The 19412-nt window shown below is 71.4% G+C and carries 17 protein-coding genes; 4 read left to right on the top strand and 13 right to left on the bottom strand.

Translation table 11 applies throughout. The annotated features are described in order from the left end of the window. Window positions 1-134 precede the first annotated feature (134 nt). On the top strand, window positions 135-1310 hold the full coding sequence (locus AC3IPY_RS08370; RefSeq protein WP_489187968.1) for a glutamate--cysteine ligase: 1176 nt from the start codon (window positions 135-137) through the stop codon (window positions 1308-1310). Between the two features lie 9 nt (window positions 1311-1319). On the opposite strand, the gene AC3IPY_RS08365 is transcribed toward AC3IPY_RS08370, so the two are convergent. After that, complete coding sequence (locus AC3IPY_RS08365; RefSeq protein ID WP_489187967.1) at window positions 1320-2771, bottom strand: GH1 family beta-glucosidase; 1452 nt, start codon at window positions 2769-2771, stop codon at window positions 1320-1322. Window positions 2772-2884: 113 nt separating this feature from the next. On the opposite strand from AC3IPY_RS08365, the gene AC3IPY_RS08360 reads away from it, so the two are divergent. Beyond that, entirely contained in the window at window positions 2885-3685 is an 801-nt protein-coding gene (locus AC3IPY_RS08360) for a spermidine synthase (protein WP_489187966.1), read from the top strand. Window positions 3686-3712: 27 nt separating this feature from the next. On the opposite strand, the gene ffh is transcribed toward AC3IPY_RS08360, so the two are convergent. From ffh to smc, 4 genes are all read right to left on the bottom strand, one after another. Beyond that, window positions 3713-5293 (bottom strand): signal recognition particle protein, encoded by a 1581-nt coding sequence (ffh, locus tag AC3IPY_RS08355; protein ID WP_489187965.1) that lies wholly within the window; start codon window positions 5291-5293, stop codon window positions 3713-3715. Window positions 5294-5429: 136 nt separating this feature from the next. Then, complete coding sequence (locus AC3IPY_RS08350) at window positions 5430-5918, bottom strand: hypothetical protein (protein WP_489187963.1); 489 nt, start codon at window positions 5916-5918, stop codon at window positions 5430-5432. 45 nt (window positions 5919-5963) lie between these two features. Beyond that, entirely contained in the window at window positions 5964-6839 is an 876-nt protein-coding gene (gene ftsY, locus AC3IPY_RS08345; RefSeq protein ID WP_489187962.1) for a signal recognition particle-docking protein FtsY, read from the bottom strand. 37 nt (window positions 6840-6876) lie between these two features. Then, window positions 6877-10452 (bottom strand): chromosome segregation protein SMC, encoded by a 3576-nt coding sequence (gene smc / locus AC3IPY_RS08340; RefSeq protein WP_489187960.1) that lies wholly within the window; start codon window positions 10450-10452, stop codon window positions 6877-6879. A gap of 204 nt (window positions 10453-10656) precedes the next feature. On the opposite strand from smc, the gene AC3IPY_RS08335 reads away from it, so the two are divergent. Together AC3IPY_RS08335 and AC3IPY_RS08330 are read left to right on the top strand one after the other, a co-directional pair. Continuing rightward, on the top strand, window positions 10657-11367 hold the full coding sequence (locus AC3IPY_RS08335; RefSeq protein WP_489187959.1) for a GNAT family N-acetyltransferase: 711 nt from the start codon (window positions 10657-10659) through the stop codon (window positions 11365-11367). A gap of 21 nt (window positions 11368-11388) precedes the next feature. Further along, entirely contained in the window at window positions 11389-11775 is a 387-nt protein-coding gene (locus tag AC3IPY_RS08330; RefSeq protein WP_489187958.1) for a hypothetical protein, read from the top strand. Here the strand turns inward: AC3IPY_RS08330 and mutM are convergent. The 8 genes from mutM to coaD form a co-directional block, all read right to left on the bottom strand. Next, window positions 11702-12661 carry a bifunctional DNA-formamidopyrimidine glycosylase/DNA-(apurinic or apyrimidinic site) lyase gene (mutM, locus tag AC3IPY_RS08325; protein WP_489187956.1) on the bottom strand — a complete coding sequence of 320 codons (960 nt, stop codon included), beginning with the start codon at window positions 12659-12661 and terminating at the stop codon, window positions 11702-11704. The genes AC3IPY_RS08330 and mutM overlap by 74 nt on opposite strands. A 1-nt stretch (window position 12662) precedes the next feature. Continuing rightward, the gene (gene rnc, locus AC3IPY_RS08320; protein ID WP_489188286.1) at window positions 12663-13325 is read right to left on the bottom strand and encodes a ribonuclease III; all 663 of its coding nucleotides are present in this window, start codon (window positions 13323-13325) and stop codon (window positions 12663-12665) included. A gap of 76 nt (window positions 13326-13401) precedes the next feature. Beyond that, complete coding sequence (gene rpmF, locus AC3IPY_RS08315; RefSeq protein WP_055857210.1) at window positions 13402-13605, bottom strand: 50S ribosomal protein L32; 204 nt, start codon at window positions 13603-13605, stop codon at window positions 13402-13404. A 9-nt stretch (window positions 13606-13614) separates the two neighbouring features. Next, window positions 13615-14178, bottom strand: a complete 564-nt coding sequence (locus AC3IPY_RS08310; RefSeq protein WP_489187954.1) for a YceD family protein — start codon at window positions 14176-14178, stop codon at window positions 13615-13617. A gap of 11 nt (window positions 14179-14189) precedes the next feature. Beyond that, window positions 14190-16532 carry a transglutaminase TgpA family protein gene (locus AC3IPY_RS08305; RefSeq protein ID WP_489187953.1) on the bottom strand — a complete coding sequence of 781 codons (2343 nt, stop codon included), beginning with the start codon at window positions 16530-16532 and terminating at the stop codon, window positions 14190-14192. After that, a complete protein-coding gene (locus AC3IPY_RS08300; RefSeq protein WP_489187952.1) occupies window positions 16522-17835 on the bottom strand; it encodes a DUF58 domain-containing protein in 1314 nt (437 codons plus the stop codon). The genes AC3IPY_RS08305 and AC3IPY_RS08300 overlap by 11 nt, the downstream gene beginning before the upstream one ends. A 2-nt stretch (window positions 17836-17837) precedes the next feature. Further along, entirely contained in the window at window positions 17838-18812 is a 975-nt protein-coding gene (locus tag AC3IPY_RS08295) for an AAA family ATPase (protein ID WP_489188285.1), read from the bottom strand. A gap of 71 nt (window positions 18813-18883) precedes the next feature. Continuing rightward, on the bottom strand, window positions 18884-19375 hold the full coding sequence (gene coaD / locus AC3IPY_RS08290) for a pantetheine-phosphate adenylyltransferase (protein WP_489187951.1): 492 nt from the start codon (window positions 19373-19375) through the stop codon (window positions 18884-18886). Window positions 19376-19412: the final 37 nt, after the last annotated feature.

Genomic DNA, 19412 nt, shown 5'->3' with positions numbered 1-19412 from the left:
CCCCTGGTCCGTCCTGCCCCAAGCGTAGTCGCGGCGCCACGCGCGCACGGCGCCCCGACGCGCCGCGTGGTTCGCGCCCGCTCATGTCATGATGGGCCGACGGTGGCGCACGCACCGCACGGAAGGGGGTCGGAATGACGATCGAGTTCGCCCGCTCCCCCAGGTCGACGGTCGGCCTCGAATGGGAGATCGCCATCGTCGACCGCGGCACCGGCGAGCTCGCCTCGATCGGCGATCGCGTGCTCGACGTGCTGCACGAGCGCAGCGCGGGCGGGCGGCATCCGTCCATCACCGAGGAGATGCTGACCAACACGGTCGAGCTCGTGAGCGGCGTGCACGTGCGCGTGGCCGACGCCGTGGCCGACCTGCAGGGCCAACTCGACGAGGTGCGCGCCGTGGTCGACGAACTCGGCGACTACGAGCTCATCTGCAGCGGCTCGCATCCGTTCAGCCAGTGGTACGACCAGCACCTGACCGACAAGCCCAGGTACCACAAGCTCGTCGAGCGCACCCGCTGGTGGGGGCGCAACATGATGATCTGGGGCGTGCACGTGCACGTCGGCATCGAGGATCGCGACAAGGCCCTGCCGATCCTCGACGGCCTGCTCACCTACCTGCCGCATCTGCAGGCGCTCTCGGCGTCCAGCCCGTTCTGGGCGGGCGTCGACACCGGGTACGCCTCGAATCGCGCGCTCATGTTCCAGCAGCTGCCGACGGCCGGCCTCCCCTACCACCAGGCCGACTGGGCCGCCTACGAGGCCTACGTCGACGACCTCGTGCGCACGGGCGTCATCGAGGACTACTCCGAGGTGCGCTGGGACATCCGCCCGTCTCCGAAGTGGGGCACGATCGAGGTGCGCGTCTGCGACGGCGTCTCGACCGCCGAGGACCTCGCCGCGATCGGCGCGCTCGTGCAGTGCCTCGTGGAGTGGATGAGCACGCGCCTCGACCACGGCGACGAGCTCACCGTGCTGCAGCCCTGGTACACCCGCGAGAACAAGTGGCGTGCCGCGCGGTACGGCCTCGCGGCCGAGGTCATCACGGATGCCGCGGGCACCGAGCGTCTCGTATCCGATGACCTCCGCGACCTCGTCGTCACGCTCGAGCCGATCGCGCAGCGCCTCGACTGCGCGCACGAGCTCGGGCTCGTGATCGACCTGCTCGATCGCGGCGGCAGCTCGCAGCGCCAGCTCGACGTGGCGGCGGCGAACGACGGCGACCTCACGGCCGTCGTCGCCCACCTGGCGCGCGAGCTCAGGGGCGATGCCTCGGCCGCCGACGAGACCGGCGCCGCCGCGGCATCCGCCTGATCTGCCCGCTCAGGCCGCGGGAACCGGCGCCTCCGGCAGCCGACGCGTGCGGATCAGCTCGGCGTACCAGAGCGCGCTGTCCTTCGGCGTGCGCTCGAAGGTCTCGTAATCGACGCGCACGATGCCGAACCGCTTCGAGTACCCGTAGCCCCACTCGAAGTTGTCCATGAGGGACCACACCTGGTAGCCGCGCAGGTCGACGCCGCGCTGCATGGCACGGTGGGCGGCGGCGAAGTGCCGGCGCAGGTAGTCGGTGCGCTCGACATCGTGCACCGCAGGGCCGTCGGGGCCGTCGACGACCACGTCGGCGAACGCGGCGCCGTTCTCGGTGACCATGAGCGGCAGGTCGGGGTACGCCTCGTGCAGCGTGACGAGCAGGTCTTCGAGTCCGGCCGGGTCGATGTTCCAGCCCATGTCGGTGCGTGGGCCGGGCTGCTCGAGGAACTCGACCATCTCGGACCCGGGCCAGGCCGTGCCGCCCATGTCCTTGTGGCCGTCGGCATTCACGCGCGGGGTCTCGCCGTCCCACATGCGCACGGTCACGGTCGAGTAGTAGTTGACGCCGAGCAGGCTCACGGGCTGGCGGATGAGCTCCGTGTCGCCTGGCTTGACGAACGACCAGTCCGTGACATCCGCGGTGTCGACGATGACGTCGGCGGGGTACTCGCCCTCGAACAGCGGGCCGAGGAACACGCGGTTCGCGAGGCCGTCGATGCGGCGGGCCGCCTCCTGCCCCGTCGGGCCCGACGGGCGGATGACGTGCAGGTTCAGCGTGATCGAGTAGCCGGGGTCGTTCGTCACGACCTCGCGCAGTGCCGAGATGGCGAGCCCGTGCGCGAGGTTCAGGTGGTGCACGGCCGCGAGCGCCTTGGCCCCGTCCATGAGGCCCGGCGCGTGGGCGCCCGAGCCGTAGCCGAGGTAGGCCGCGCACCAGGGCTCGTTGTGCGTGGTCCAGACGGCGACGCGATCACCGAGGCGCTCACCCACGATGCGCGCGTACTCGGCGAAGGCCTCGGCGGTGGCGCGGTTGGTCCAGCCGCCCTCGTCTTCGAGCGCCTGCGGGAGGTCCCAGTGGTAGAGCGTCGCGATCGGTCGGATGCCTCGGGCGATGAGCCCGTCGACGAGTCGTTCGTAGAACGCCAGTCCGGCCTCGTTCGCCTCGCCCCGCCCCGTCGGCTGGATGCGCGGCCAGGCGATCGAGAACCGGTAGGCCTCGAGGCCGAGCCGCTGCATGAGGTCGAGGTCCTCCTCGAGGCGGTGGTAGTGGTCGCAGGCGCGGTCGCCGGTGTCGCCGTTCCAGACCTTGCCGGGGGTGTGGCTGAAGGTGTCCCAGATCGACGGACCGCGGCCGTCTTCGTGCACGGCGCCCTCGATCTGGTACGACGCGGTGGCCGAGCCGAAGAGGAAGTCGTCGCCGAAGGCGAGCCCTGAATCGCGGTAGTCGGGCGAACCGATGCTCATGTGCTGCTCCCGTTGTCGTCGCGGCATCCGTTGCCGCCCGCATCACTGTAGCGCGTTCGCGGACCACTTTGCTTACAGGTCTGTAAGTAAATTCCGACGCCTAGACTCGGCACATGGATGACCGCCGGGTGCTCGCCCTCGACACGGGCGGCCTGCACGCCGAGCTGCTCTCCGGGCGCGGCGCCAACGGCGGCGTCTCGCTCATCGTCGACGGGGTGACCCAGTCCCATGTGAACCCGTCGGATGCGACGGACCTGCAGCTCGAGTACGTCAGGTGCGTGGCCGCGGTGGCCGACGGATGCTTCGAACCCGACCTCCCCCTCAGGGTGCTGCACCTCGGGGCCGGCGCCCTGACGCTCACCAGGTACCTCGGCGCGACGCGCCCGGCATCCGTGCACCACGTCGTGGACCTGCACCGCGGACTCGTCGAGTTCGTGCTCGACGCCCTGCCCCTCGACCCGGCGATCGCCGTGACCTTCGAGTACGACGACGCGCGCGCCGCGGTCGAACGCGCCGCGCGACACGGCGTCGAGTACGACCTCGTCATCGCCGACCTGTTCTCGGGCAGCCGAACGCCGGAGCACCTCTCGACCGTCGGGTTCTTCGAGGCGGCCGCGAGGCTGCTCTCCGACGACGGCGTGCTCGTCGTGAACACGATCGCGACGACCGGACTCGGCATCTCACGCGACGTCGGCGCGACGCTCCGCGACGCCTTCACCGAGGTGGTCGCGCTCGCGGCGCCCACGGTGTTCGCCGAGGCCGGACTCGGCAACGTCGTCTTCGCGGCCGCGCAGCACGAGCTTCCGGTGCGTCGCATCCGTCGTCGCATCGATCACGCGCACCGGCGCATCGACCTGCGCGACGGCGCCGCGCTCACGGACTACCTGGGCCGGGCGACGCCGCGCCACGACTGAGCGGCCGCCGTCGCGGGGGCCGTGACGCTAACGACCGAGGAGCTTCTGCACCTTCGCGAGGTCGTCGGCCGACGGCGTCGGAGCCCCGCCCTTGGTGCCGAGTCCGAAGCCGGCGCCCGCGGCGGCCGACGCACCGGCGACCGGACGGCCGTCGGTGATCGCCTGGTTCTCGGCCGCGCGCTTGGCCGGGTTGCCCGAGCGCGAGCCCGAGCCCTTCTTCTTGCCCTTGGCCGCCTGGCGCTTGCCGCCGCCGTGACCGCCGCCGCCCGGGATCGGCCCCATGCCGGGGATCTGCGGCATGCCGCCGCGGGCCACGGTCTTCATCATCTTCGCGGCCTGCTCGAAGCGCTGCACGAGCTGGTTGACGTCGGTCACGGTCATGCCGGCGCCCTTCGCGATGCGCAATCGCCGCGAGCCGTTGAGCAGCTTCGTGTTCTTGCGCTCGGCGGGGGTCATCGACTGGATGATCGCCTCGGTGCGCACGATCTCGCGCTCGTCGAAGTTCTCGAGCTGCTGCTTCATGCCGCCGGCGCCGGGGAGCATGCCGAGCATCTTCTTGATCGAGCCGGCGCCGCGGAGCTGCTGCATCTGCGCGAGGAAGTCCTCGAGCGTGAACTGCTCGGTCGCGAGCTTCTCGGCGACCTTCATCGCCTCTTCTTCGTCGAAGGCCTGCTGGGCCTGCTCGATGAGGGTCAGGATGTCGCCGAGGTCGAGGATGCGGCTCGCCATGCGGTCGGGGTGGAACGGCTCGAAGTCGTCGAGCCCCTCACCCGTGGAGGCGAAGATGATGGGGCGTCCGGTCACGGATGCCACGCTGAGCGCAGCACCGCCGCGCGCGTCGCCGTCGAGCTTGGAGAGCACGACGCCGGTGAAGTCGACGCCCTCCTGGAAGGCTTTGGCCGTCGTGACGGCGTCTTGACCGATCATCGCGTCGATGACGAACAGCACCTCGTCGGGGTTCGTCGCCTTGCGGATGTTCGCGGCCTGCTTCATCATCTCGGCGTCGACGCCGAGACGGCCGGCCGTGTCGATGATGACGACGTCGTGCAGCGCGCGCGTCGCCTGGGCGACACCGTCCTTCGCGACCTTCACGGGGTCGCCGACGCCGTTGCCGGGCTCGGGCGCGTACACCGGCACGCCGGCCTGGCCGCCGACGACCTGGAGCTGGTTCACGGCGTTGGGTCGCTGCAGGTCGCTCGCGACGAGGAGCGGCGTGTGCCCCTCTTTCACGAGCCACTTCGCGAGCTTGCCCGCGAGCGTGGTCTTGCCGGCGCCCTGGAGGCCGGCGAGCATGATGACCGTCGGCGGGTTCTTCGCGAACTGCAGCCGGCGCTGCTGGCCGCCGAGGATCGCGACGAGTTCTTCGTTGACGATCTGCACGACCTGCTGCGCCGGGTTCAGCGCCTTGTTGACCTCGTCGCCGAGCGCGCGCTCGCGCACATGCGACGTGAACTGCTTGACCACGTCGAGGGCGACGTCGGCGTCGAGCAGTGCGCGGCGGATCTCGCGCACGGTGCCGTCGACGTCGGCCGCAGAGAGCTTGCCCTTGGTGCGGAGATTCTTGAAGGTCTCGGCGAGGCGGTCAGACAGGTTTCCGAAGGTAGCCATGGTGCTTCGATTCTACGGGTCTCTCGGCAGTGCTTTTCTCAGGAAGCAGGAGGCACGCACGGACGATTTCGGCGCCTTCGCTCCTGAGAACGCGGCGTGTCGTGGCATCCGTTCCTGAGAAACGCGAGAACCCGGCTCAGCCCTCGAAGCGCACGTCGACGATCTCGCGCCCGACGTCGATCGACGCGATGAGGCGCTCGTCGGTGTCTTCGGGCGCGAGTCCGAACTCGAACTCCGCGAAGCCCTCGCCCTCGCCGTAGAGCTCGGGCCGCAGGTCGACGCGCACGAGCGTCATCGAGCGCAGCGCGTCGATCTGGCGGTCGCCCGAGTCGCGGCCGATCGCGTCTTCGACCTCTTCGGCGAGCTCGAGCTCGGGGTCGAGCAGCACGTTCAGGAACTTCACCACGGGCGAACTGCCGGAGTCGAGCTGGCTGACGAAGGCGTTGCGCAACTCGTCGTCGACGAGCTCGAGCTCGCTCACGAGCGCGGCCGCGCCGTCGAGGGCGGTGAGCGGCACCTCTTCGTCTTCGGTCTCGAGCACGACCTCGACCCGCTGGTCGGCGTACTCGATCACCTCCGACCAGTAGTCGCCGACGATGCCGAAGTAGTCGTGCTCGGTGGCCATGAGCCGCCCTTTCTGTGAAGTGTCAGCCGACGAGACCGCGAGTCGTCAGCCGACGAGTTTCTGCGCGAAGACGTGCGGCGTGAAGCCGGTGAGGTCGTTGATGCCCTCGCCCTGGCCGATGAGCTTGATCGGCAGGCCGGTCTTCTCCTGTACCGCGAGCACGAACCCGCCCTTGGCGCTGCCGTCGAGCTTGGTGAGCACGAGGCCGGTGACCCCGCCGTGCTCGATGAACGCCTCGGCCTGTGCGAGCCCGTTCTGGCCGGTGGTCGCGTCGAGCACGAGGAGCACCTCGCTGATGGGCGCCTGCTTCTCGATGACGCGCCGGATCTTGCCGAGCTCATCCATGAGTCCGCCCTTGGTGTGCAGGCGGCCGGCGGTGTCGATGATCACGATCTCGATGCCCTCGCGCTTGGCGCGGTCGACGGTCTGGAAGGCGACGGATGCCGGGTCCTGACCCTCGCGCTCGGGTCGCACGATCTCGACGCCGGCGCGGCCGGCCCACGTCGCGAGCTGGTCGACGGCCGCCGCGCGGAAGGTGTCGGCCGCACCGACCACGACGCTGCGGTCGTAGGTGCGCAGGAAGCGGGCGAACTTGCCGATCGTCGTGGTCTTGCCGACGCCGTTGACGCCGACCACGAGCACGACCGCGGGCCGCTCGGTGAGCTTCAGCGTCGGGTCGTACTTGACGAGCCGTTCCTCGACGATCTCGCGCAGCATGCGCTGGACGTCTTTGGGGTCGGTGGTCTTGAACCGCTCGACCTGGGCCTTGATGGCGTCGACGATCTCTTCGGTCACCGCCGGACCGAAGTCCGCGCGGATGAGCGCGGCCTCGAGGTCGTCCCAGGTGTCGTCGTCGATGGTCTTCGCCCCGAAGACCCCGCGGAGAGCCGCGCCGAGCGACCATGATGCGCGTTCTGCCATGCCCCCAGCCTAGGCGAGCGGATGCCTCGGCAAGCGCTCAGCTCGCCTTCGCGGCAGGCTCCTCGCGCACGCGCTGGCCGACCACGGCCGACACGCCGTCCTGGCGCATCGAGACGCCGTAGAGGGCATCGGCGATCTCCATGGTGCGCTTCTGGTGCGTGATGACGATGAGCTGGCTGTTCTCGCGCAGGTCCTCGAGGGTCGTCAGCAGGCGTCCGAGATTGGCGTCGTCGAGCGCGGCCTCGACCTCGTCCATGATGTAGAACGGGCTGGGGCGGGCCTTGAAGATCGCGAGCAGCAGCGCCACCGCGGCGAGCGAGCGCTCACCGCCCGAGAGCAGCGAGAGCCGCTCGATCTTCTTGCCCGCGGGCCGCACGGCCACCTCGATGCCGGTCGTGAGCATGTCGTCGGGGTCGGTCAGCGAGATGCTGCCGGTGCCGCCGGGGAAGAGCACCGGGAACACCTGGGCGAAGGCGGCCTGCGTGTCGTCGAAGGCGTCGCGGAAGATGCTCGACATCTTGCCGTCGATCTCCTCGATGATCGTGAGCAGGTCTTTTCGGGTGTTGGCGAGGTCGGTGAGCTGCTCGGTGAGGAACAGGTGACGCTGCTCGAGCGCCGCGAACTCCTCGAGCGCGAGCGGATTCACGCGTCCGAGCTGGGCGAGCTTGCGCTCGGCGCCGGCGAGGCGGCGCTGCTGCTCCTCGCGACGGTACGGGCGGGTCGCGGCTGGCTCGTCGTCGCCGCCGCCCGCGGCGTCGTCGACGGCGTCGGAGGCATCCGCACCGCCTTCGACGGGGATCGGCACCTCCGGCCCGTACTCGGCGACGAGCACGGCCTCGCCGAGGCCCAGCTCGGACTCGGCGCGCTCGAGCATGCTGCCGACCTGGAGCTTCTTCTCGTAGATGCGCAGTTCGAGCCCGTGCACGTCTTCGGTGACGACGTGCAGCCGCTCGCGAACGGTGCCCTCGTCGCGGCGCAGGGCCTGCAGCTCCTCGTTGCGCGCGGACCGTTCGGCCTCGGCGCGCGCGAGCGCGACGCCGGCCTCGGCCACCGAGGCGTCGACCGAGGCGAGTGCCGCCGGCAACGAGGCCGCGACGGCGGAGGCGGCGGCCAGCTGCGAGCGACGCACGACCGCGCGCCGGGCGGCTTCGGCGGCGGCCTGCCGCTCGGCGTCGTGCTGGGCCTGCATCGCGCGGATGCGGGCCTCTTCGGCGCGCACGCGCTCGCGCGCCGTCTCGAGCCGCAGCTTCGCCTCGACCTCGGCCTCACGTGCAAGATCGAGCCGAGCGGATGCCTCGTCGCGGGCGCTCGGGTCGAGCACGGGCCGGGGCACGGCTCTGGCCGCCTCGAGCGCCTGCTTCGCCTCGGCGGATGCGGACTCGGCGTCGCTCACGCGCTCCTGGGCGTTCGCGGCGGCCTGCCGGAGTCGCTCGGAGTCGGCTTCGGCGGCCTCGGCCTGCACGCGCGCGCGGTTCAGTCGCTCGGTGCGCTGGGCGAGCTGGGCGTCGAACTCCCGCAGCGCGGCGAGCGCGGCCTTCGCGGCCTCCTTCGCCCTCGCGTGCAGCTCGCGCTGCTCGCCGAGCTCGCCTCGACGGATCTCGATCTCGCGACGCACCTCGTCGAGCCTGGCGGCGGCCCGGTCACGCTCGGCCAGCAGTTCGATGCGGCTCTGCTTTCGGCCGGTGCCGCCGCGCACGATGTAGCGCCCCACGAGCGTGCCGTCCCGGGTGATGACCGTGGCCGGCACCGAGCGCGCGGCGAGGGCCGCCTCGGCGGCGCGCACGGCGTCGAGGTCGTCGGCGATGAGCACCTCGGCGAGGATGCCGTGCACCCCGGCGGGCGCGGTGACGACGTCGGATGCCGCGACGAAGCCGTCTGGCAATGCTTCAACACCCGTTCGCACGGACCCCGCCGGCGTCGCGAGCACGAGCGCCACGCGACCCATGTCGCCGCGCTCGGCCTGCACGAGCGCCGCATGCGCGGCGCCGAGGTCGTCGACGAGCACCGCGTCGCTCAACGAGCCGAGCGCGGCGGAGACGGCGGCCTCGTAGCCGGGCTCGACCTGCATCGACTCGGCGAGCAGGCCGTGCACGCCGGCGACGTTCGCGGCGACGAGTGCCGACGAGCCGTCCTTCTGGTCGAGGGCGAGCGAGAGGGCCTGGCTCCTGGCCGCGAGCGCGCCCTGCTCGCGCTCTCGCTCGTGGAGCTCTTCGCGGAGGCGCTCGATCTCGGCCTCGGCCTCGAAGACGGCCGCCTGTGCGAGCTCGTACGCCTCGTCGAGATCGGTCTCGGCCGTCTGCTCGATCTCGGCGTCGCCCTGCGCCTCGGCGAGGGCGGCGGCCGCGACGTCGCGGCGTTGCGACGAGGCCTCGAGCGCGTTCGCGTGCCGCAGCACCTCGCCGCGCACGGCGGCGAGCTTGGAGGCCTCGGAGTCGGCGCGCCCCGAGAGCTTCGAGAGCTCGAGGTCGTAGGCCTGCACCTCGGCGCTGCGACGGGCGATCTCGACGTCGACGGCGTCGAGGTCGAGCCGGGCCCTGCGCGTGGCATCCTGCGCCTCCTCGAGGGCGGATGCCGCGACGTCGATGCCCTCGCGGATGTCGTCGAGTTCGGCCACGGCGTCGTCGATCATCGAGCGGGTGACGGTGGGCGCGGCATCCGTCGTCTCATCGGCCGCCGAGAGCAGGGCGATGCGCTGGTTCGCGAGGGAGTCGAGCGAGCGCAGCGCGGTGCGCGCCTGTTCGAGGGCGAAGTTCGCACTGCGGGCCGTGTCGACGTCGTCGCCGAGGTGCGACTGCTCGAGCGCCGCGACGCGCGCCTGGCGCTGCTCGAGCTGGTCCTGCAGCACGAGTCGCTCGGAGTGCCGCTGCTGCTCGGTGCGACCGTGATCCTCGAGCGCGCGACGCAGGGCGACCACGTCGTCGGCGAGCAGGCGGGCCTTGGCGTCGCGCACGACGGCGGCGATGGTCGCGGCCTCGCGTGCGACCTCGGCCTGGCGGCCCAATGGCTTCAGCTGACGGCGGATCTCGCCGGCGAGGTCGGAGAGGCGGGTGAGGTTCGCCTGCATCGCGTCGAGCTTGCGCAGGGTCTTCTCCTTGCGGCGCCGATGCTTCAGGATGCCCGCGGCCTCCTCGATGAAACCGCGACGATCCTCAGGGGTGGCGCGCAGCACGGCGTCGAGTTGGCCCTGGCCGACGATGACGTGCATCTCACGGCCGAGGCCGGAATCGGAGAGCAGTTCCTGCACGTCGAGCAGGCGGCAGGTCTCGCCGTTGATCGCGTACTCGCTCGAGCCGTTGCGGAACAGCGTGCGCGAGATCGACACCTCGGAGTACTCGATCGGCAGCGCGCCGTCGGCGTTGTCGATCGTGAGGCTCACCTCGGCGCGACCGAGCGGGCCCCTCGTCGAGGTGCCCGCGAAGATGACGTCCTCCATCTTGCCGCCGCGGAGCGTCTTGGCGCCCTGCTCGCCCATGACCCAGGCGAGCGCGTCGACGACGTTGGACTTGCCGGAGCCGTTGGGACCGACGATGCAGGTCACGCCCTGTTCGAAGGCGAACGTCGTCGGCTGCGCGAAGGACTTGAAGCCCTTCAGCGTCAGGCTCTTGAGATACACGCCCCACCCTTCCGACTCGCGAGCACGCTGCCGTCGAGCGTAGCCGAGGTCGGAGCGGCATCCGCTCGCCCTCGCCGCGATGCGCGCGATCGCCCTTTGCCGCGGCGGGCCGCTCGCGATAGCCTGATCGGCTGCGCGGGGCTCGGATGCGCCCGCGGACGACGCGGTGCGAGTGCGCCGACCACTCACCGACGAGGAGGCGACATGTCGATCGAGATCAGGCCGGTGCCCGTGCCCGAGACCCTCGGCACAGCCGATTCGGCCGAGTTCGAGGCGATGGTCGAGGTCTCCGCCCTCGTCGAGGAGTCCGTGTGGGGCCACCGCAGGTTCGCCTGGGACGCGCCGGAACTCCTGCCGCTCTACCGCGACGACGCCTACCAGGGGCGCGCCGCGTTCGCGGCATGGGACGGCGGCCGCTGCGTCGGACGCGTCGAGTGCACGTGGGAGCTCGCCGACACCGCCGAGACCGTCGACCTCGTGCTCGGCGTGCTGCCCGATGCGAGGCGCCGCGGCGTCGCCACCGAACTGCTCGCCGTCGCCCGCCGCCTCGCAGACGACCTCGGGCGCGGCATCCTGGTCGCCATGTCGGATGTCCCGGCCGGGGCGCTCGACGCGCAGGGCGACCGCCTCGAGGCCCGCGACGGCAGCGGGTCGATCCCGACATCCGACGCCGGCGCCGCGTTCGCCCTGCACCACGGGTTCCGGCTCGCCCAACTCGAGCGCGTGAGCGGGCTCACGGTCACCGGGCGCGGCGGGGAGTTCGCCGCGATCTCGGCCCGGCACGAGGCGTCCGCCACCTCCTACCGCCTGCGCTCATGGGTCGACCGCGCCCCCGACGACCTCGCCGACGAGCTCGCGATCGCCCATGCCGCGATGTCGACCGATCCGCCGGCGGGCACCGCCACGTACGACTAGGAGCACTGGGATGCCGCTCGCGTGCGCGCCACCGAGGAGCAGACGATCGCCGGCGGTCGCACGAGCCTCGTCACGGCCGCGATCGACGACGACGGACGTGTGGCCGGGTTCACCGAGCTGCAGCTTCCGACCGGTTCGACGTCGGCGTTCCAGTGGGACACGATCGTGCTGAAGCCGCACCGCGGCCACCGCCTCGGCATGCGCATGAAGGCGGCGAACCTCGTGCTGCTCGCCGGCTCGGCGCCGGAACGCACCGACGTCTACACCTGGAACGCCGACGAGAACGAGCACATGCTCGCCATCAACGTGGCCCTCGGGTTCACCGTGCGCGGACTCAGCGCCCTGTGGCAGCACGACTCCGCCGCAGGCGCTGGCAGCGCGGACACCGGTGCGACGAGCGGTTCATGAACGCCTCGCGCACCATCGGCGTGCCGCAGCGCGGGCACGGCTGCCCGGTGCGCCCGTAGGCGTTCAGCGAATGGGCGAAGTAGCCCGACTGTCCGTTCACGTTCACGTACTGTGCGTCGAAGCTCGTGCCGCCCTCGACGAGCGCCTTGCCGAGCACGTCGCGCACCGCGCGGAGGAGGTCGATGCGGCGCCGGCGCGAAAGGGATGACGATGGCTGCTCTCCGTGCAGCCCCACCGCCCACAGCGATTCGTCGGCGTAGATGTTGCCGATGCCGCTGACGAGCCCCTGATCGAGCAGCACCCGCTTCACGCCAGAGGCGCGCCGCGACATCCGCTCGAAGAAGAGGTCGTCGTCGAACGCGGGGTCGAGCGGATCGCGGGCGATGTGCGCGACCTGCGTGGGGATGGCGCGGGCCCACTCCCCCGTGACGTCGGCGCTGAATCCCGCGATCTCGCCGTCGGATGTCGGCACCATGCGATCGACCGCGAGCGAGCCGAACGTGCGCTGATCGACGAAGTCGACCCGGAGCTCGCCATGCGTCGGATGCTCGAGGTGGATGCGGACCCGGGCGTGCCGGTCGTCGCCCGGGTGCTCGGGGGTGCCCGGCAGCATCTGGCCGCTCATGCCGAGATGGCCGACGATCGCGCGCTGCCCGCGGGCGCCGAAGCCGTCGCGGCCGTCGCCGATCGGCAGCCAGAGGAACTTGCCGCGCCGCACGGCCGCGGCGACGGTCGCGCCCGTCGTCATCGCCTCGAAGTCGCCGGATGCCGCGTCGTGCCGGGTCAGGGCGCGTGCGTCGAGCACGTCGACCGCGACGATGCGGGCACCCGTGACCGCGGGCGCCAGGCCCGCGCGGACGACCTCGACCTCGGGGAGTTCGGGCACGTCAGTTCGCGGTGAGCTTCGTCCAGGCCTCGAGCGCCGCCGCCATCTCGGCCTGCTTCTTGCTCGAGCCCTCACCGGATGCCTCGACCAGCGTGCCGACGACGACCGTCGCGACGAAGTGCTTGTGGTGGTCGGGCCCGCTCTCGGCGACGGTGTAGACCGGCGCGGGCACCCCGCGCTTCGCCGCGATCTCTTGAAGGCTCGTCTTCGGGTCCATGGACGCGCCGAACCGCTCGGGGTCGAGCATGAGCGGCGAGATGAGGCTCAGCACGAACGGCGTCGCGACCTCGCCGCCGCGGTCGAGGTAGACCGCGCCGATGATCGCCTCGACGGTGTCGGCCAGGATCGACGGCTTCGCCGCACCGCCGGTGAGCGTCTCTCCGCGACCGAGCCGGATGTACGGACCCAACCCGATCGAACGGGCGACCTCGGCCAACGCGGCACTCGAGACGAGGCTCGCGCGCCGCTTGGCCAGTTCGCCCTCGTCGAGGTCGGGGTTGTCGCCGAACAGCCGCACGGTGACGGCCTGACCGAGAATCGAGTCGCCGAGGAACTCGAGGCGCTCGTTGGTCGGGATGCCGCCGTTCTCGTACGCGAAAGACCGGTGCGTGAGCGCCAGGAGCAGGAGCTCGGGATCGATCTCGACCTGCAGCTTCTGCTGCAGTTCCTCGAGATTCGGTCTCGCGAGCCCTGTGCGCTCCGTGCGCGTCACGACCGGTCGATGCTGCGGCGGGCGTCGACTAGACGTCGGCGACCTTGCGGCCCTTGTACTCGAGGAACAGCGGGGTGCCCGCCGAGTCCTCGACGACCTTCGCGCGGTGCGGAAGGCTGTACGTGACCTTGCCGTTCTCGACGGTCTTCACCAGCGTGGGGGCCTCAGCCTTCCACTGCGAACGACGCGCGTGGGTGTTTGCTCGCGACTTCTTCCGCTTGGGAACAGCCATGACACTCTCTCAATCTCTCTTCGGGTCGGCGTCGGATGCGACATCCGGGCCCTGGTCTTCGGAAGCTTGGAACCCTGCGAGCGCGGCCCATCGTGGGTCGCGCACATTCGGGGAGTCGAGTTCCGGATGATCAGCCAGTCGCAACCCGGTCTCTGGGTCGAGACCCGGGCAGTCCGGCCGGCAGACCGGCTGGAACGGCAGTGACAACACCACCGCATCTCGGATGAGCGGTTCAAGATCCACGTGGTCGTCTTGAACCTCGAACTCGAAAGCTTCTCCAGAATGATACGCGAAAAGCTCCTGGAACTCGACTTCGACAGGCAGGGCGATGTCGATGAGGCATCGACCGCACTCCCCCTCGGCCACCGCATCGACGCTCGCGCTGGCCAGGATGCCCTCGTGAACGGACTCCAGACGCACGTCGAGATCGAGCTCGGAGCCCTCGCGAACGGCGACGAGCCCCTCGCCGAACTGCTCGCGCGCGGGCACCTGGACGCGGTGCTCGCGCATCTCGCCCGGACGGTTGAGGAGGTCGCGCACATTCATGCGGAACGGCGAATACTGGTTGGCCACGAACGACGAGTCTACGCGCCGCCGCCTGCACGAACGCCGGGTACGGGCGCGACACGCTCGACGAGCGACCGCGGCAGCAGAATGGCGGCCACCTGATCGCTTGCGCCGGCATCGCGCAGCATCGCCGATCGCACCACGGAGAGATCGTGCAGGAGCGCGTGACGCGCCTCATGCGCGGGCGTACCGCCGCCGTCGGGGCCGAACCGCGCTCGCTCGACCGCATCGCGCAGGCGCAGCATCGCCGCGCGCGCATCGGGGTCGTGGAACGCCGGGCGCGCGGCGACCAGCGAGGCGACGGCCCTGGGCGTGCCCGCCTGCACGCCGAGGCCGAGATCGCTCGCCGTGGCGATGAACTCCTGCCACGCGGCATCCGCGGGCCTGTCGCCTCGGCGGACTCGGCGACGGCGCCCGACGCGCTGCAGCGCCCTGACGATCGCGGGGATGGAGAGCAGCAGGACGATCCCGAGCAGGAGCACGCCCAACTGGAGCGGACCGCTGTTCGCGAGCGGGTCGCCCGCCTGCCCGGCGAGGCCGCGGTCGGGATCGAGGTCGGGCCGCCCGCTCGGAACCGACGTCGGCGCCGGCCCGGTCGGCAGCACCGAGGTCGGCGACTGCCCGGCCCCGGGCCGCGAGTACTCGGGAACCGAGCCACGGCCGGGCGTCGGCTCGAACGGCACCCATCCGACGCCGGCGAAGTAGAGTTCGGGCCAGGCGTGCAGGTCGTGCGAATCGACCTGCACCCGCTGCACGCCGTCGACGCGATCGGTGGTCGGCGTGCCGGACGTGTAGCCGATCGAGATGCGCGAGGGGATGCCGACCTCGCGGGCCAGCACCGCCATCGTCGACGCGAAGTGCACGCAGTAGCCCTGCTTCTGCTCGAGGAACGAGGCGATCACCTCGAACCCGCCGCCGTCGTAGCCGCCCTCGACGGGCGCCTCGGTGGAGTAGTGGAACTCGGGCGCGCGCAGGTACGCCTGGATCGCCACGGCGGCGTCGTACGGCGAGGCCGTGCCCGCCGCGAGACCGGCGGCGGTGGTGGAGATGATCTCGGGCATCTCTTCCGGCAGTTCGAGGTACCGCGCGTCGACCGGCGACGCCGGCGACGACGCCGGCACCGGACCCGCCGCACGCAACTGCTCGACCGTGGGCTCGACCGCGAGACGCGTGACCTGATAGCGCTGCCCGGCGGTGTTGGTGTCGGCACTGCGCACCGTGAGCGAATCGTCGTCCCAGAACCACGACCCCTGGAGTCCGTCGATGCGCGTCGACGGATACGGGACGGGCAGCCAGGTGGTGCGCACCTCGTTCACGAGCACGTCGATCGGATGCTCCGACGTCGCGACATCGGGGCCGAGGCCGGCGGGCGTGCCGATCTCGTCGACCGTGTTGTCGCCGTCGACCGGGCGATCGGCGACGGACCAGACGTCGCCCTCGAACCGATCGAGCGTGAGCAGGGTGAAGTAGGGCCGGTCGCCGTCGCGGGCGAGGTAGCGGAACGCCGGCCGCGCCTCTGGACGCCGCAGATCGCGACCCAGGTCGATGAACGGGCTCACGCCGCGCGCGAAGAGCGTGCTCTGCGAGCCGGTGCCGAGCAGCAGGCTCGTCGAAATGCTCGGGGTCGACACGGCCAGCATCGAGGCGACGACGATGCCGACGCCGGCCACGCCGAGCGATGCCCCCAGCGTCGACGCGACCGGCACGCGCCTCGGCGCGGCCACGGTGGCGATGCCGTCGTCGCGGTGCTGCTCGAAGCGCGCCCGACGGCTCACGCGCACGTCGACGCGCAGCAGCAGCAGGTACGAGGCAGCGACGAGCACGAGCACCGGCAGCCCGATGCCCGACTCGACGATGAACCCGGGGATGAGCAGGGGCACGATCACGGGAACGGCGGCGAAGGCGGGCCGCCTCGCGACCTGCACGAGCACGTCGAGCAGGATGGAGAGCACGCCGACGCCGAGCGCGAGCACGAACGAGAGCGCCGGCACGGTCACGGCCGGCACCGACTGCTGGGCGATCGTGCGCTGGGCGCCGGTGAAGAGATCGCCGAACAGCACGAACGTGTCGGGCATCGGGATGACGAAGAGCAGGCTCGTCGAGCCCCCGAAGAGCAGCGTCAGGAGCAGGAGCAGCAGCACGGCCTCGAGCACGGGCACGAGGCCGCCGCGCACGCGCAGTGCGCGCAGCCCGGCGCCGCCGAAGAGCACCCCCGCCGAGACGAACGCGCAGAGCCACCACCATCCGCTGCCCGCGACCAGCGGGCCCAGCGCCATGATCGCCGTCGCCATCAGCGCGAACGACGCCGCCGTCAGTCCGAGTCGCTGCACCGGGGAGAGCACCGCCTGGTCAGGATGCATCGCGCACCACCGTCGAGGCGACGGCCGCCCAGGCGCCGCCGATCTCGGACGCACGACGCACGGTCACGACGTTCCAGTCGGCGTCCTCGAGCATCTGCCGCACGGACGAGGAGACCGAGGTGGTCGCGAAGGCGATGGCCGGCTCGAACCCCGGTCGGAGCGCGACGAGCGCGCCCGCATCGGCCTGGCTGGGGTCGGCGAGCACGGCGAACGCGGGCTCGCGTGCGTCGCGGCCCCTGGTACGGACCTCGGATGCGTGCGCGTCGTCGCGCCGGCGCTGATGCGCGCCCAGGTCGACGCGCGCGAGGTCTTCGAGCAGGAGGTGCTCGCCGCCCGGCATGCGATAGGTGCCGTCGAACGGCGCCGTCGGCCCCAGGCCCCGCTCGTGCTCGGCGATGCTCGTGCACCGCAGGCGGAACCCGTGCTCGAGCAGGTGCACGCCGACCGAGGCCGCCACCTCGATCGCGAGCTCGTACCGCTCGTCGCCGTCGAAGGTGCGCTCGTGGTGCACCGCGAGGCCGGTGCGGCCACCCGACGGCACGTCGAGCAGCACGCGCGCCTCCGGATCGCCGCGCTGCTCCTCTTCACGGACCATGAGCTCGCCTCGGCGCGCGGTCGCCGGCCAGTTCACCCGGCGCAGCGGATCGCCGTAGCGGTACTCGCGGGCGATGAGTTCGTCGGAGTTCGGGTGATTGCGCCGCTGGAGGCCGTGCACCACGCCGTCGATGCTGGCCGCCGTCGCGAGCGCCTCGTGCAGCGGGGTGACCCGCGGCGTCACGACGATCTCGTGCGCCGAACCGGTGTCGCGCTCGATGCCGGCGAGTGCGAAGGGATCGTTCACCCCGATGCGGAGCGGGCCGACCGGGAAGACACCGCGTCGCGGCATGCGCAGACGGTACTCGACCCTGACCCGGTCGTCGCCCGACGGCAGCACCGCCTCATGCGGCCCGAGGGCGGGCAGCAGCGCCTCGGCCGGCCCCACGACGCCCTCGGGCGCGCGGTCGCGCCAGTGGGCCCCGTCGAAGGTGCGGGTGCCGCGGTTCTGCACGACGAGGCTCACTCTGGTGGCCTCGCCGGCCGCGACCACCGCGGGCGCGAAGACGCGCTGCACCGCGAGCCTCGGGCGACGCAGGGCGACGAAGACCGCCGCTACGATCGGCATCGCGATGCCGACGAACGCGAGCACGAGGATGTCTCGCAGGTCGAACCAGAGGGAGATGCCGACGAGGAGCACGCCGACGATCATCAGGGCGGTGCCGCGTCGGGTGAGGCGCGGCCAGGATCTCGGGCGGGGGCGGGGCATGCTCAGTTCCTTCGCGCGCTCCCGACGGGCACTGGCGTGTCGGCGACGATGCGTCGCACGATCGCGTCGATGAGCGGTCCGCTGTCACGGTCGTGGGAGCCGACGGCCCGGCTCGTGGGCACGAGGCGGTGCGCCAGCACGGGCACGGCGAGGGCGTCGACGTCGTCGGGCAGCACGAAATCGCGCCCGTGCATCGCGGCATGCGCCTTCGCGGCCCGGATGAGCTGCAGCGTGGCGCGCGGGCTGGCACCGAGCCGCAGCTGCCGGTCGTCGCGCGTGGCGCGTGCCAGCTCGACCGCGTACTCCTTCACGGGCTGCGAGGTGAACACGTGCTGCACCGCGGTGATCATGCCGCGCAGCTCGTCGACCTCGACGACCTGCTCGAGCCGGTCGAGCGGGCTCGAGGTCTCGCGCGTGGACAGCATCGCGAGCTCGTCGGCCGGGGCCGGGTAGCCCATGGACACCCGGGCCATGAAGCGGTCGCGCTGCGCCTCGGGCAGCGGGTAGGTGCCCTCCATCTCGACCGGGTTCTGCGTCGCGATGACGGTGAACGGCAGCTCGAGCTGGTAGGTCGTGCCGTCGGCCGTGACCTGCCGCTCCTCCATGCACTCGAGCAGGGCGGCCTGGGTCTTGGGGCTGGCCCGGTTGATCTCGTCGCCGATGACGATGTTCGCGAACACCGGACCGCGCTTGAACTCGAAGCGCCGACTCGACTGGTCGAACACGGACACGCCGGTGACGTCGCTCGGCAGGAGGTCGGGCGTGAACTGGATGCGGCTGATGCTGCTGCCGAGCGAACGGGCCAGCGCCTTGGCGAGCATCGTCTTGCCGACGCCGGGCACGTCTTCGATGAGCAGGTGCCCCTCGGCGAGCACGACGGTCAGCGCCGCCGTGACGGCCTCGCGCTTGCCCGCGATGACGGTCTCGACGTTGGCGACGACCCGGGCGGCGAGCGCCCCGACCTCGTCGATGAGCATGACGGATGCCTCGGCCACGGCGCTCGCGGCGCCCGAGCCGGTGTTCGGGGTGGTGTTCACGGGCGACTCGCTCACGGGGTCATCGCCGCCGCGAGGTACTCGGACACCACGGCGGGCACGTACGGGGAGACATCGCCGCCGAGGGCCGAGACCTGGCGCACGAGCGAACTCGAGACGTGGGCGTGCTGCGGGTCTGGGAGCAGGAACACCGTCTCGACGCCGGCGAGGTGGCGGTTGACGATCGCCATCGGCGTCTCGTAGGCGATGTCGAGCTGCGACCGCACGCCCTTGACGAGCACGCTCGCTCCGACGTCGGTGCAGTAGTCGACCAGGAGCCCCATGCTCCACGAGGCGACGATGACGCGGCCCTGGATGCCGGCGTCGGCGATGGCCCGTTCGATGAGCGCGACGCGCTGCGCGATCGGCAGCAGTGCGTTCTTGTCGGGGTTGTGCACGACCACGACGTGGAGTTCGTCGTAGAGGCCGGCGGCCCGTTCGATCACGTCGAGATGCCCCTTGGTGACGGGGTCGAAGGAACCGGGAACGACGGCGATCCGCTGCATACGCACCAGCGTAGTGCGCGGATGCCGCGTCGGAAGG

Source organism: Agromyces sp. GL_144, assembly GCF_057834305.1.
This window is presented reverse-complemented; position numbering and strand designations above follow the sequence as displayed.

Coding starts and splice junctions, on each gene's coding strand:
- AC3IPY_RS08370 (WP_489187968.1), top strand. CDS start 135: ATGACGATCGAGTTCGCCCGCTCCCCCAGGTCGACGGTCGGCCTCGAA.
- AC3IPY_RS08365 (WP_489187967.1), bottom strand. CDS start 2,771: ATGAGCATCGGTTCGCCCGACTACCGCGATTCAGGGCTCGCCTTCGGC.
- AC3IPY_RS08360 (WP_489187966.1), top strand. CDS start 2,885: ATGGATGACCGCCGGGTGCTCGCCCTCGACACGGGCGGCCTGCACGCC.
- ffh (WP_489187965.1), bottom strand. CDS start 5,293: ATGGCTACCTTCGGAAACCTGTCTGACCGCCTCGCCGAGACCTTCAAG.
- AC3IPY_RS08350 (WP_489187963.1), bottom strand. CDS start 5,918: ATGGCCACCGAGCACGACTACTTCGGCATCGTCGGCGACTACTGGTCG.
- ftsY (WP_489187962.1), bottom strand. CDS start 6,839: ATGGCAGAACGCGCATCATGGTCGCTCGGCGCGGCTCTCCGCGGGGTC.
- AC3IPY_RS08335 (WP_489187959.1), top strand. CDS start 10,657: ATGTCGATCGAGATCAGGCCGGTGCCCGTGCCCGAGACCCTCGGCACA.
- rpmF (WP_055857210.1), bottom strand. CDS start 13,605: ATGGCTGTTCCCAAGCGGAAGAAGTCGCGAGCAAACACCCACGCGCGT.
- AC3IPY_RS08305 (WP_489187953.1), bottom strand. CDS start 16,532: ATGCATCCTGACCAGGCGGTGCTCTCCCCGGTGCAGCGACTCGGACTG.
- AC3IPY_RS08300 (WP_489187952.1), bottom strand. CDS start 17,835: ATGCCCCGCCCCCGCCCGAGATCCTGGCCGCGCCTCACCCGACGCGGC.
- AC3IPY_RS08295 (WP_489188285.1), bottom strand. CDS start 18,812: ATGCTCATCGACGAGGTCGGGGCGCTCGCCGCCCGGGTCGTCGCCAAC.
- coaD (WP_489187951.1), bottom strand. CDS start 19,375: ATGCAGCGGATCGCCGTCGTTCCCGGTTCCTTCGACCCCGTCACCAAG.